Origin of the sequence: Arthrobacter sp. RT-1 (genome assembly GCF_003367205.1) — a bacterium.
Lineage (GTDB): Bacteria > Actinomycetota > Actinomycetes > Actinomycetales > Micrococcaceae > Arthrobacter.
Genome location: NZ_QRGQ01000040.1, coordinates 178,673 through 191,414, shown reverse-complemented (window position 1 = coordinate 191,414; position 12,742 = coordinate 178,673). Strand labels below are relative to the sequence as shown.

The following is a 12,742-nucleotide window of genomic DNA, read 5'->3' as shown; positions in this document are numbered from 1 at the left end:
ACGACGACGTACTGCTGGTGGAACGGGGGTACCGCCAAAGTGGTGCTGGCTCACGCCGGGCTGGTGGAGATCCGGTGCAGCCATTCGAGGAAGAGTTTGAGTTCCGAGCTGGAGAGCTGGTCTGAGTGCGAGGCCTGAAGTGCGGCGTTCAGGGCGATCGCAGCCACCACCACCGAGGATTTCCCGGTGTCACCCGGGGCCGTGCCGCTGGCGGGCTCGGCGGACACCGCGAAAATCATGGCGTCCCGGGTCATGGTGGACAGTTCGAGGTTCCGTTCGGAGGCGGGCTCCGCAATCAGCATCAGCGTCACGCCCACGTTGGCCGCCAGGATGGACCTGGCCGCTTCCCGTGGCTGGACGTTCAGCTGGCCCGCCGCCGCTGCCTTGTTCAGCATCTCCTCCATCAGTGCCTCGGCATCGGCAACGATGGCGGGGCGGCTTTCCGGGCGGATGTTGCCGAACATCACCAGGTACAGCTCCGGCTGGTTGAGCCCGAACTGGACGTGGTTGTCCCACATTCTCCGGATATCCTCGAGCGGCTGTCCGGAGGGGGCGAAATCCCTTTCGCCCGCGACATATTCTTCGAATCCCGCGGCGACGACGGCGTCGAAAAGACCTTCCTTGTCACCGAAGTGGTGGTACAGAGTGGGAGCTGTAACCCCCGCCAGCTGCGTGATCTGGCGGGTGGAGACGGCTGCTCCCCCGGAGTTGGCAAGCAGCTCCGCGGCAGCACGCAGCAGCCGCATCTTGGGGGGAAGCTGGCCATCCAAACTCATAACCGCTACCCTAGCACCTATAGCATTGCTATATGAACTGAATCACATACAATTTTTTCAGGCACGTTTCCCGCCTCCGGACGTAGCAGTCCCTGGTGGACCCGGCACGGCGCCGGTTATCCTGACGCGCCTGGCTACCGGCAGAGAATGAGGACCTTCAGTGCAGAACTTCCCAGGAGTAGGCGTCAGCCCAGGCCGCGTCATCGGCACCATCCGCCAGATGCCCAAACCGATCAGCGAACCTCCCGCCGGCGAACAGCTCCCGGCAGGCACCACGCCAGAGGAAGCCACCGCAGCACTGAAAGCGGCCTCCCAGGCCGTTCACGACGAACTGAAGGCCCGTGCGGCCCACGCCACGGGTGACGGCAAGGCGGTCCTGGAAGCCACGGCACTGATGGCCAAGGACACCATGCTGATCAAGGGTGCGGCCAAGCTTGTTGCCCGCGGGACGTCCGCGGAGCGTGCCATCTGGGAGTCCGGTTCCTCCGTTTCCGAAATGCTTCACAACCTCGGCGGCTACATGGCCGAGCGCGCCACCGACGTCCTGGACGTCCGCGCCCGGATAGTCGCCGAACTGCGCGGTGTGCCCGCGCCGGGCATCCCGGCCTCCAACAACCCCTTCATCCTGGTGGCCGAGGACCTGGCGCCGGCCGACACCGCCACCTTGGACCCGAACAAGGTCCTGGCCCTTGTCACCGCAGGCGGCGGCCCGCAGTCTCACACCGCCATCATCGCCCGGTCCCTCGGCCTGCCCGCCGTTGTGGCCGCAGTCGGCGTGGATGAACTCCAGGACGGCACGGAAGTGTACTTGGACGGCGCAGCCGGGGCTGTGACTTCCGAGCCTGACGAGCCCCTTCGCGCTGCAGCAGAGGCCTGGGCGGCCACGGCTTCCCTGCTGGCCGAGTTCAGCGGCACGGGAGCGACGGCGGACGGCCACCTGGTCCCGCTGCTCGCCAACGTGGGCGGCGGCAAGGATGCCGAGGCGGCCGCCAAACTTGGCGCCCAGGGCGTGGGGCTGTTCCGCACCGAATTCTGCTTCCTGGAACGGGACACCGAACCCAGCGTTGAAGAGCAGGCCCTCGCCTACAAGAAGGTCTTTGATGCCTTCCCGGGCAAGAAAGTGGTCCTGCGCACGCTCGACGCCGGCGCGGACAAGCCGCTGCCGTTCCTGACAGACTCCACGGAGCCCAACCCTGCCCTGGGTGTCCGCGGCTACCGCACGGACTTCACCACGCCCGGCGTGCTGGACCGCCAGCTGGAAGCGATCGCATTGGCGGAGAAGCAGTCCGAGGCGGACGTGTGGGTGATGGCACCCATGATCTCCACCGCCGAGGAAGCCGCGCGCTTCGCCTCGATGTGCGCGGACGCCGGCATCAAGACTCCCGGGGTGATGGTTGAGGTTCCCTCGGCAGCCCTGACCGCGGAAGCGATCCTCCGGGAAGTGGGCTTCGCCAGCCTGGGCACCAACGACCTCACGCAGTACGCCATGGCGGCGGACCGCCAGCTTGGCCCCCTCGCCAACCTGAACACGCCGTGGCAGCCTGCCGTCCTGCGCCTGGTGGGGCTGACCGTTGAAGGGTCCCGTGCGGAAGGCAACAACAAACCCGTGGGCGTCTGTGGTGAGGCCGCGGCCGACCCCGCCCTCGCCGTCGTCCTTACCGGGTTGGGCGTGGCCACCCTGTCCATGACCGCCCGTTCCCTCGCGGCCGTCGCCGCGGTCCTGAAGACGGTGACGCTTTCCGAGGCTCAGCAGCTGGCCAAGCTGGCGCTGTCCGCACCGAGCGCCACCGAGGCCCGGGCCTGGGTCCGGGAGAAACTGCCGGTCCTGGAAGAACTCGGGCTCTAAACCGCCAGCGCGGCCATCAGGCCGTGACGCCGAACCCGTCCACCGCCCGGACCCAGCCGCTGATTGTTTCGGCGGCGGTCTCCGGCGCGGTGTACTGGACGACGTGGCCCTGCCCCGGAATCTCCGCCACCGTGCCCTGTGGAGCGGCCGCAGCCAGCGTGTCACACCACGGGCGGCGGGCGATGGGGTCCTTGCCGCCGCGCAGCACTAGCACCGGCTGGTGGACCGCGGCCAGTTTCTCCTCCAGCGGGTACTCCATCATCACCGGCAGCTCCGTCAGGTACCACCGCGGGCCTGCGCGGAAATAGTCACCGAACACGATGATGTTGGAAATCAGCGATTCACTGAACAGTGCGTCGCGGGTGAGCGCCAGCGCCTGCGCGGCCACCGACTTCCGGGCTGTGTCCACCACGGGGCCCATCAGGACTGCCCCGGCCACCAGGTCCGGTGCCTGAAGTGCCATCTCCACCGCGAACTGGGCGCCCATCGAATGGCCCACCGGCACAACACTCCGGACCCCTGCTTCAGTGAGGACGCCGCTCACGAACGCGGCGAAGTCAGCCACCTGCAGCTGCCGCCGGGGACGCGTCGACGCACCGAATCCCGGCAGGTCGAAGGAGTAGACATCCGCGCCCTTGGCCAGTTCCACGTGCAGCCGGGCAAGGTAGCGGTGGGAGACCCCGATGCCATGGAGCAGCACGTAGGCGGGCCTCGCACCGGTCCGCGGCGCAGCGCCCGCAGGCCCGGCGGAAGCGTACAGCCGTCCCTGCAGGCCGTTGTATTCCACGTCGCGGCCGCCACTCAATACCATCAGCCGAGCATACCTCCCGCGGCGGCAGGGCCCGGGTAGGCTGAAATGATGGCACTGATAGCTCCCCGGATGACAGGCGCCCTTCCCCCGGAAGACGCCCACAAGCTAAACCAGGCACTCGCGGGCAGCGATGACATCACTGTTTTTGTGGATGGCACTGTCCACCGGCTGCCGCCCCTGGCGAGGGACGCCGTCGTCGATCTCCTCCACCGGTTCAGCCGCGGCGAAGCGGTGACCGTCAGCAGCGTTGAGGAAATGCTGACAACGTCCAAAGCCGCAGAGCTGGCCGGAATCTCGCACACGTACCTACGCAACATGACGGACCGCGGCGAGATCCCGGTGGAGTACCGGGGCAGCCACCGGCGCATTCCCCTGGCCGCCATCCTGGCCTGGCTGGAGCGGCAGAAAGTGGAGCAGCAGAAGAAGGATGCCCGGAAGAAGGCCGGCGGCCAGGAAGCCCCGGACCTAGAGGTTCGGGAAGGCTAGATCCTGGGGCGGGCCGACCAGCGGCGCATCTTCAACGCGGCATGGAGCTCCAGGCGGGGCAGCCCCTTGAGCGGGTCCACACCCAGGAGCTGGCGGATCCTGCCCAGCCGGTTGTAGATGCTGCTGCGGTGCAGGTGGAGCTTGGCGGCCACATCCTGGACTGACCCGTCGTTGTCATACAGGAGCTCCAGGACCGGAATGAGTTCGCCGTTGCGGTCGTGGTCCTCCAGGATCCGGAAGTAGACGGAGCCTGAGTCTGCCCAGGCGCCAACCCCTCCCCCCGCCGAGGCCAGCAACTGGTAAACCCCTGCGGCCCGGCAATCCACCAGCTCTCCCAGCTGCGGGTCCACCGCCGCGGCCTGCGCCGCCATCTTTGACTGCCGGTACGCCTCCGCCAGCTGGCGGGTGCGCCCGAAGCCTTCACTGATGCCCAGAATGATGCGGTGGACCGGTCGGCCTGACCGTTTGGCCAGCTCCAGCTGGTAGTGCACCAGGACCTGGGCGTGGTTTGCCCGCCCCGTCGATTCGCGGAACAACACCACCGAATGCGTTTCGGTGCCGGCACTGAACAGTACGGCGTCCACCCCCACCGTGGCCTGCAGGGCAGTTGAGCGGTGAATCAGCGTGGAAGCAATCGGATCCGGCCCGGCCGCCCAGCCGTCCGCGTCCAGCACCGTGACCACCTGCCACGGCCCCCGGCCCTGGACTTCCTTCCACCCCGCCACGGCGGCCACCGCGTTGGGTTCGCCGGCGCACGCTGCCAGGAACTCACGCTCGCGAGCGCGCCGGTACTCGGACTCAGCGGTGTTGGAATCGAGCAGCAGCCCGGACAGCATCTCCAGTTCATGGTTAACGCCCGGCAGCTGGGTGAGGATCGCCGTCGGGCTTTCCTCCACGCTGTCCTGCTGCACCCACAGGTACCCCACGCGGAAGCCGCGCACCATCAATGGAACGCACACCCGGCCCAGCATGCCCAGGTCCTCGTTGGCGGGAACCACCACAGGCCGGACCGCCGTTGCGATGCCGTGCGAGAGCTGCCACGCGCTCACGTCCGCCGGCACCTTCTTGCTCAGCAGAAAGTTCACACGCACGCGGTCAGCGTGCGACTGGTTGGAGCTGTAGGCGAGCAGCACACCGTCCAGGTCCTCCAGCGAAAGCCCGCGGCCCAGCTTCTGCGCCACCTGCTCCACGAGTTGCTCCACACCCTGCTGCTGCATGGGCCAACAGTACTGCCTCTGAAGCTGCCGAGCCGAACGGACAGGAGGCGACACCTGACGCTCTGGAACTCGACAAGTGTCGATCCCACCCCAGCAAAAACCGCGGAATCACGCGGTTCCCCTCCGGTTCCCGCACTGCAGCCATGTCAGCTGGCTCACAACCGGATTTATCGTGGAAACACAGAATCCTTCCGCACTTTCCGGCTGATCCGGCCGAGAACCTGGAGCCCACGATGATCATCGGCGTCCCCAAAGAAATCAAGAACAACGAATTCCGGGTGGCCATCACCGCCGCCGGCGTCCACGAGTTCCGCACCCACGGCCACACCGTCCTGGTGGAGCGCGGCGCGGGCCTCGGTTCAGGCATCACCGACGAGGAATACTCGATCGCCGGCGCCGAAATCGTGAACGAGGCGGACGACGTCTGGGCCCGCGCGGACATGGTGATGAAGGTCAAGGAGCCCATCAAGGCCGAGTACCACCGGTTCCGCAAGGGCCTGATCCTCTTCACCTACCTCCACCTCGCCGCCGAGCCCGAACTCACCCGCGAACTCATCAACTCCGGCGTCACCGCCATCGCCTACGAAACCGTCCAGGAAGGCCGCACCCTGCCGCTCCTCGCCCCCATGTCCGAGGTGGCCGGCCGCCTCTCCGTCCAGGTGGGCGCCTCCTCGCTGATGGCCCCCGCCGGCGGCAAGGGCATCCTGCTGGGCGGCGTCCCCGGCGTCCGCCCCGCCAAGGTAGTGGTCCTCGGTGCAGGCGTTGCCGGCACCAACGCAGCAGCCATGGCCCTGGGCCTCGGCGCCGACGTCACCATCATGGACATCAACATCCACCGCCTCCGCGAACTGGACGCCCAGTACCAGGGCCGGCTCAAGACCGTGGCCTCGAACAAGTACGAGATCGAAAAGTCCGTGGTGGACGCCGACCTGGTGATCGGCTCCGTCCTGATCCCCGGTGCCAAGGCGCCCAAACTGGTCACCAACGACCTCGTGGCCCGCATGAAGCCCGGCTCGGTCCTGGTGGACATCGCCGTGGACCAGGGCGGCTGCTTCGAGGACACCCACCCCACCACGCACCAGGAACCCACGTACAAGGTCCACAACACCATCTTCTACTGCGTGGCCAACATGCCCGGCGCCGTGCCCAACACCTCCACCTATGCGCTGACCAACGTCACCCTGCGCTACGCCGTTGCCCTGGCAAACCTGGGCGTCAAGGCCGCCTTCGACCGGGATCCCGCCCTGGCCGCAGGCCTCAACATCGCCGCCGGGCACGTGGCGCACCACTCCGTGTCCGAGGCCCACAACCTGCCGCTCGTAGCGGACTGGCACGAACTGGTCTCTGCGTAGCAGTCCTACGCCAGTTCGCGTGCTTGTTCAATGATTCTTAAGGACTCAATGGCATCCTGAGGGTCTACGGGGAGGGGCAGGCTGGAGGCCGCGCCGCCGTCGAGGATTTTGTCCGCGAGGAGCCGGTAGAACTCGGGATAGGCGCCGCGCTCGGTGGGCAGGGCGTCCAGGTGGCCATCACGGCCCAGGAGCCCTGCCCATTCCGGCGATTCCACGCCGTACTCCTCGTCCAGCGGGCTGCCGCCGGCCACGATGTAGGGTTCCTGGGGGTCCACACCGTGCTTGGTATAGCCTCCGACGGAACCGAGGACGCGGAACCGCGGGGCCTGCTGGGCGCACAGCATGTTCATCGTGAGGTGGCTCAGCACCCCGGTCTCGTGCCGCAGCACCAGGAACACGTCGTCCTCAGCGCGCTCGTCCGACCTCCGAGCCCGCAACTCCGCATGGACCACTGACGCCGGACCGAAAAGCTGGAGGGCCTGGTCGATCAGGTGGCTGCCCAGATCGTACAGCGCACCGCCCCCCTCGGTCGCCGTGGCGCGTGCCTTCCAGGCTTTCGCGATAATCGGGGACCAACGCTCAAACCGCGACTCGAACCTCGTCACAGTACCCACAGCCTCCACCGCCAGCAGCTTGCGCAGGGTCAGATAATCGCCGTCCCACCTGCGGTTCTGGAATACCGTCAGCACCCTGCCAAGTTCCCCGGCGAGCTCAACCAGTTCCCGGCCCTCGGCGCTGGTGACCGCGAACGGCTTGTCCACCACCACGTCCAGCCCCGCCTCCAGGGCGGCTTTGGCCAACGGGTAATGGGTGGCCGGAGGTGTTGCCAGCACTACGAGGTCCAGGTCATCGGCGCGCTTCAGCACGGCCGGACCGTCGGGCACCGTCTTCACCCGCGGAAAGCGGGCCGTGGCAGCCGCCTGCCTGCCGTCGTCGGACGTGGCGATGACATCCAGGGAGTAGCTGCCGTCCGACGCGATCAGCGGCGCATGGAAGACGCTCCCTGCCAGGCCATATCCAACGACGGCGGTACGGATGGTTCGCGGTGCAGCTTCAGTCCCGGTCATGGGACTACGCTACTCCGCAGCAGCGAGGGAGCGTCCGGGAAAAATCGGAAATAAATGCGAGAGCGTCGACGAAAAACCGGCGAAAGGTGAGAGAGCGTCCGGGGGTTTCGGGGTACGGCGAAGGCCGGCACCCCTGGCTCAGGGATGCCGGCCTTTGCGTCAGTGCGGCTGGAAGCCTACTTCTTTTCCCAGCCCAGCGTGGTCCAGTCCGGAACCTGGGACAGGCTCTGGAATAGGGACGGGCCGTAATTGGCCAGGCCGGTGCGGACGAAGGAGATCTGCGGGCCGTTCATGACCACGCCCATGGAGAAGTACTTGGCCATGTGCTCCTTCTCAACCTCCATGGCCGCCTTGTTGCGCTCCGCGTTGTCCTCGATGGAGGCGAGGTCGGCGATCTTCTTGTCCAGTTCTGCGTCACCGAGGCCGTTTTCGTTGGTCTTGGAGTCGTAGTACTGCTTGACCGCCGACGTGGCGTCCGCGCCAACCGTGTAGCCGGAGACGCTCATGTCGAATTCGCGGGCGCCGATGACCTTGCCGAAGTCGGCGGAGGCGCGCTGGTCAATGCCCACGTCCATGCCGCCGGCCTGAAGCTGCTTCTGCAGGGTCTGGGTGAAGGCGAGAGTGGTGGGATCGTCACCGAAGTTGCTGATCTTGAAGGCCGCCGGCTTGCCGTCCTTCTCCATGATGCCGTTGGCGTTCTCGGTGTAGCCGGCGTCGGTCAGGACCTTTTTGGCGGCTTCCGGGCCCGTTTCCTTGACCGGGTAGTTGTCCTGGTAGTACTCCGAGAAGGGCAGGAGCATCATGGAGCCGGAGCTGGGCTCTTCCCAGTTCAGGCCGTTGAAGCGGACCTTGCGGAGGGCTTCACGGTCCACGGCGGCGAAGATGGCCTTGCGGACGGCAACGTCGGTGACCCGCTGCGCATTGATGTTCATGCCGCCGGCGAAGAGGCGCTGGCCGCGGCGGACCTCGGAGTTGCTGGTGCCCTCAAGCTGCTTGTAGAGCGCGATGGTGTTGGCGGACATGGCGTCGATCTCACCGTTTTTGAAGGCCGCGATCTGGGCGCTGGTTTCCAGCTGGCGGAAGGTCACACTCTCCAGCACCGGCTTGTTGCCCCACCACTTCTCGTTGGGGACCAGCGTCACGGTCTTGGCGGCGGCATCGTACTGGTCCACCTTGAACGGGCCGGCCATCCATTCAGGATGCATGTTGCCCACAAAGCCTTCGTTGAAGATCTGGGGCGAGTTCACGGCAGGGTGGATCAGGCCGAAGAAGAGGTCTTCCACCGGATACACCGGCTGGGTCATCTTGACGATGACTTCCTTGTCGCTGCTGCCGGCTTCCACGGACTCCACGAATTCGTAGGCGCCGGAGCTAACGATGTCGTAGCCCGCATCGGGGCTCTTCAGGATGTTCCAGGTGTTCTGGAAGGCCTTGATGTCGATGGGCGTGCCGTCGTTGTACGTGGCCTTCTCGTTGACCTTGATGGTGATGGTCTGCTTGCCGTCCACCACCTCGCTGTCCACGGACTCACAGAAGTCCGGGTTCGGCGTCGCCTTGCCGAGGAAGTCCACCTTCCAGCAGCCGCCGATGCCGCCACCGCTCACAGCCACCGGGTTGATCGGCGCCATCAGGGCGGAGTTATCCGAGCTGTTGCCGTTGTTGGAAAAACCGTTGAAGTCCGGGCCGATGCTTCCCAGCGGGAGCGTGACCTTTCCGCCCTGCTCAAGATCGGCTGCCGGCTTCTCATTGATGCTGATGAGCTTGGACAGGTCGCTGCCTGCCTCCTGGCCCTTGGCCGTCTCGGGCCCGGTGGCACCGCCACCACCGCCACAGGCCGTCAGCGCCAGAGTTGCAGCAATGGCCGCAGCTCCGCCGATCCTGGTCAGATTCCTCATGGTTTTCCCTTCGTTGTTGCTAGTGGTGGTGCTTGTGATGGGTCGGATAATCCTAGGGCGCATGGTGGTCCGCGGGTTCGTGGACCACCAGCATGTCTTCGTCCAGTTCCCCGTCCGGGAAAAAGCAGGCAAAGCGCTGGTCCGGAGAGGGTACAGGAGCCGCTTCCAGGGCCTGCGTGGCCGCCGATGGTGCGACGGGTTCCAGCGGCGGCTCCACTGTGAGGCACTTTTCCTGCTTCGCCGGCGGAAGTGCAGCAAAGACGGGACACCGCGTGGCGAAGTTGCAGCCTTTCGGCGCATCCAGGGGCGAGGGCAGGTCGCCCTGGAGGATGATGCGTTCGCGGGTGCGCTCCAGCTGGGGATCGGGCACCGGGATAGCGGACAGGAGGGCCCGGGTGTACGGGTGGCGCGGGTTGTCGAACACCCGGTCCACCTCGCCGATTTCCACGATCTTGCCCAGGTACATGACGGCTACCCGGTTGGAGATGTGCCGCACCACGGAAAGATCATGGGCCACCAGGAGGTAGCTCAGGCCCAGTTCGGCGCGGAGCTTGTCCAGGAGGTTGATGACGCCTGCCTGGACGGAAACGTCGAGGGCGGAGACGGGCTCGTCCAGCACCACCAGCTTGGGGTTGACGGCAAGCGCCCGGGCTATCCCGATCCGTTGCCGCTGTCCGCCGGAGAACTGGTTGGGGAAGCGGTTGACGTGGTCCGGCTGCAGTCCCACGAGCTTCATCAGTTCCATGATGCGCTTCCTGATGGCCGGCCTGTCCATGCCCACGTTCTGGAGCGGCTCGGCGAGCACCTCGTAGACCGTGAACCGGGGGTCCAGTGCCCCGGTGGGGTCCTGGAACACCATTTGCAGTTCCCGCCGCATGGCGCTCTTGGTTTTGGCATCGACGGCCTGCTTGTTGCTGATCCCGTCGATCACCACCTCGCCGTCCTGGTCCTTGTGGAACTCCATGATTTCCAGGAGGGTGGTGGTCTTTCCCGAGCCGGACTCCCCCACGATGGAAAAGCATTCACCCTCGCGGATATCGAAGCTCAGGCCGTCCACGGCCTTGACGGTGCCGATGCGGCGCTTGAACAAAGCACCCCTGGTCAGCGGGAAGTGCTTGCGGACATCCTTGAGCTGCAGCACGGTTGAGCGTTCGGTCCGGGGGATGGAGTCGAAGCGCGACACCGGAACCGGCGGGGCGGCAAACACGTCCTGCACGTCTACGTCTGCGCCCCCGAGCGATTCCGCCTTGATGCACGCGGCCCGGTGCTGGACCCCTCCCGCCACCGGGGCCAAAGCCGGTTCCCCGGCCAGGCAGGCGTCCGAGACCAGCGGGCAACGCGGAGCGAAGGAGCAGCCGGTGGGCTGCTGGAGCAGGTTGGGCGGCATACCCTCAATGGGCACCAGGGACGTCTTTTCCGCCACATCCACCCTGGGAACCGCGCCCAGCAGCCCCATCGTGTACGGCATCCGCGGGTTGTAGTAGATCTCGTCAACCTCGCCGGTCTCCACCGGCTTGCCGGCGTACATCACCATGATCTCGTCGGCCATGCCAGCCACGACGCCCAGATCGTGCGTGATCATGACGACGGCGGCGCCCGTTTCCTCCTGCGCCGTGTGGAGAACCTCCAGGACCTGCGCCTGGATGGTGACGTCCAGGGCCGTCGTCGGCTCGTCCGCAATGAGGACCCGCGGATTGTTGGCAATGGCAATGGCAATCATCACGCGCTGGCGCATGCCGCCGGAGAATTCGTGCGGGAAGGCTCGCAGCCTGTCCCTGGGGCTGGGGATTCCCACCATGGCCAGGAGTTCGACGGCGCGGGCTTCTTTGGCCTGCCTGCTCATGGTGGGGTTGTGGATGGTGAGCGCTTCGGTGATCTGGGTGCCCACGGTGTAGACGGGCGTCAGGGACGAGAGGGGGTCCTGGAAGACCATGGCCAGCTCGTTGCCGCGGTATTCGCACATGGCCTTGTCACTGAGGCCCAGCAGTTCGCGGCCCTTAAGCCTCACGGAGCCGGAAATCTCGGCCGTGGCGGGCAGCAGCCCCATGATGGCCAGGGACGTCACGGATTTTCCCGAGCCGGACTCCCCCACGATGCCCAGCGTCTTGCCGGGCAGGAGGTCAAAGTCAACACCGCGGACGGCATGCACCACGCCGTTTTCGGTGTTGAAGCGGACGTTGAGGTCCCGGACGGACAGCACGGCATCCGTTGCCGCGTGGAGCCCGGCGATGTGCAGCCGCTCAACCGGCCCGGTGGACTCTGCCGGCCCGGCAGTGGTTTCGCTGCTCATGACGCCTTCTTCTTCATGGTTGCCGTCTCTGCGCTGATTCTCCGGGCTTTGGTTTTCCTGGCTTTGCCCGAGGAACTGGAACTGGGGTCGAAGGCATCCCGCAGGCCGTCGTTCATCATCGCCAGGGAACCGGTGAGGAGGAACATCACCGTCAGGGGTACCCAGAACATCCAGGGGAACGTCTGGACCTGGGAGGTCGCACCGCCGATCAGCACGCCGAGGCTGACGTCCGGAACCTTGATGCCGATGCCGATGAAGGAAAAGGCGACTTCCGCAAGGATGGCTCCGGTGACACCGCGGGTGATGTCCAGAACCAGCAGGGAGCCGATGTTGGGGACCAGGTGCCGCCACACGATCCGGCGCGGCGGGACGCCCATGTACTGGGCTGCCTTGACGAAGTCCCGCTGCATGAGCGACATGGACAGCGAACGGATCAGCCTGGCCGTTCCCATCCAGCTGAAGACCAGCAGGACGATGATCAGCAGCAGCCAGGAGGGCAGGTCCCGTTTCAGGCCTTCCCCTCCCCCGCTGGTGGCAACCGCCACCACCAGCAGAGCGGGCATCATGATGAGCGCTTCAAGGACAAAAAGCATCACCTTGTCCACCTTGCCGCCAAAGTACGCCATGGTGCACCCGTACACGGCGGCGATGAGGACCGACACCAGGCCCACGATCAGGCCGATCAGGATGGAGATCCGGGTTCCTTCCACAGTCATCGCATAGAGGTCGATGCCAGCCTGGGAGGTGCCCAGGTAATGCTCCGCCGACGGCGGCATCCCAATGTTGAAGGGATCGATGGTTTCCTTGTCCCACTGCGTGAAGTAGCCGCCCACAAAGGAGAAGAGCGTCAGGGCAAGGAAGATGGCGAGGCCCGCCACGGCGGTTTTGTTGCGCATGAAGCGGCGGAAGATGATCGTGTTCTTGCCGATCACCACATCGGCGTTTTCCAGGTGCGCGTCCTGCGCAGCGGCAGCGGGGTCGACGGCATTGAGGTTGGTCATG

General features: G+C 65.9%; 10 protein-coding genes. 3 read left to right on the top strand and 7 right to left on the bottom strand.

Annotated features, from left to right (window positions below):
• Positions 1-50 precede the first annotated feature (50 nt).
• A complete protein-coding gene (locus DXK94_RS19060) occupies positions 51-776 on the bottom strand; it encodes a TetR/AcrR family transcriptional regulator (protein ID WP_079598008.1) in 726 nt (241 codons plus the stop codon).
• 160 nt (positions 777-936) lie between these two features.
• On the opposite strand from DXK94_RS19060, the gene ptsP reads away from it, so the two are divergent.
• Positions 937-2,622, top strand: a complete 1,686-nt coding sequence (ptsP, locus tag DXK94_RS19055; protein WP_115526122.1) for a phosphoenolpyruvate--protein phosphotransferase — start codon at positions 937-939, stop codon at positions 2,620-2,622.
• A 16-nt stretch (positions 2,623-2,638) separates the two neighbouring features.
• Here the strand turns inward: ptsP and DXK94_RS19050 are convergent, their stop codons facing one another.
• Positions 2,639-3,433: an alpha/beta fold hydrolase gene (locus tag DXK94_RS19050; protein WP_115526121.1), complete on the bottom strand. Its 795-nt coding sequence runs from the start codon at positions 3,431-3,433 to the stop codon at positions 2,639-2,641.
• Positions 3,434-3,481: 48 nt separating this feature from the next.
• On the opposite strand from DXK94_RS19050, the gene DXK94_RS19045 reads away from it, so the two are divergent.
• Positions 3,482-3,919, top strand: a complete 438-nt coding sequence (locus DXK94_RS19045; RefSeq protein WP_115526120.1) for a helix-turn-helix domain-containing protein — start codon at positions 3,482-3,484, stop codon at positions 3,917-3,919.
• Here the strand turns inward: DXK94_RS19045 and DXK94_RS19040 are convergent.
• Positions 3,916-5,136, bottom strand: a complete 1,221-nt coding sequence (locus tag DXK94_RS19040; protein WP_115526119.1) for a CdaR family transcriptional regulator — start codon at positions 5,134-5,136, stop codon at positions 3,916-3,918. The genes DXK94_RS19045 and DXK94_RS19040 overlap by 4 nt on opposite strands.
• Before the next feature lie 233 nt (positions 5,137-5,369).
• On the opposite strand from DXK94_RS19040, the gene ald reads away from it, so the two are divergent.
• Positions 5,370-6,488, top strand: coding sequence for an alanine dehydrogenase (gene ald, locus DXK94_RS19035; RefSeq protein WP_115526118.1), 1,119 nt, complete (start codon positions 5,370-5,372; stop codon positions 6,486-6,488).
• A gap of 5 nt (positions 6,489-6,493) precedes the next feature.
• Here the strand turns inward: ald and DXK94_RS19030 are convergent, their stop codons facing one another.
• From DXK94_RS19030 to DXK94_RS19015, 4 genes are all read right to left on the bottom strand, one after another.
• Positions 6,494-7,555, bottom strand: coding sequence for a Gfo/Idh/MocA family oxidoreductase (locus DXK94_RS19030; RefSeq protein ID WP_115526117.1), 1,062 nt, complete (start codon positions 7,553-7,555; stop codon positions 6,494-6,496).
• A 176-nt stretch (positions 7,556-7,731) separates the two neighbouring features.
• On the bottom strand, positions 7,732-9,450 hold the full coding sequence (locus DXK94_RS19025) for an ABC transporter family substrate-binding protein (RefSeq protein ID WP_079598016.1): 1,719 nt from the start codon (positions 9,448-9,450) through the stop codon (positions 7,732-7,734).
• Positions 9,451-9,502: 52 nt separating this feature from the next.
• Positions 9,503-11,740 carry an ABC transporter ATP-binding protein gene (locus DXK94_RS19020; RefSeq protein WP_115526116.1) on the bottom strand — a complete coding sequence of 746 codons (2,238 nt, stop codon included), beginning with the start codon at positions 11,738-11,740 and terminating at the stop codon, positions 9,503-9,505.
• Positions 11,737-12,741: an ABC transporter permease gene (locus tag DXK94_RS19015; RefSeq protein ID WP_079598018.1), complete on the bottom strand. Its 1,005-nt coding sequence runs from the start codon at positions 12,739-12,741 to the stop codon at positions 11,737-11,739. The genes DXK94_RS19020 and DXK94_RS19015 overlap by 4 nt, the downstream gene beginning before the upstream one ends.
• Position 12,742: the final 1 nt, after the last annotated feature.

Bases quoted from the DNA above. Each gene is read 5' to 3' on its own strand.
- DXK94_RS19060 (WP_079598008.1), bottom strand. From the start codon at position 776: ATGAGTTTGGATGGCCAGCTTCCCCCCAAGATGCGGCTGCTGCGTGCT.
- DXK94_RS19050 (WP_115526121.1), bottom strand. From the start codon at position 3,433: ATGGTATTGAGTGGCGGCCGCGACGTGGAATACAACGGCCTGCAGGGA.
- DXK94_RS19045 (WP_115526120.1), top strand. From the start codon at position 3,482: ATGGCACTGATAGCTCCCCGGATGACAGGCGCCCTTCCCCCGGAAGAC.
- DXK94_RS19040 (WP_115526119.1), bottom strand. From the start codon at position 5,136: ATGCAGCAGCAGGGTGTGGAGCAACTCGTGGAGCAGGTGGCGCAGAAG.
- ald (WP_115526118.1), top strand. From the start codon at position 5,370: ATGATCATCGGCGTCCCCAAAGAAATCAAGAACAACGAATTCCGGGTG.
- DXK94_RS19030 (WP_115526117.1), bottom strand. From the start codon at position 7,555: ATGACCGGGACTGAAGCTGCACCGCGAACCATCCGTACCGCCGTCGTT.
- DXK94_RS19025 (WP_079598016.1), bottom strand. From the start codon at position 9,450: ATGAGGAATCTGACCAGGATCGGCGGAGCTGCGGCCATTGCTGCAACT.
- DXK94_RS19020 (WP_115526116.1), bottom strand. From the start codon at position 11,740: ATGAGCAGCGAAACCACTGCCGGGCCGGCAGAGTCCACCGGGCCGGTT.
- DXK94_RS19015 (WP_079598018.1), bottom strand. From the start codon at position 12,741: ATGACCAACCTCAATGCCGTCGACCCCGCTGCCGCTGCGCAGGACGCG.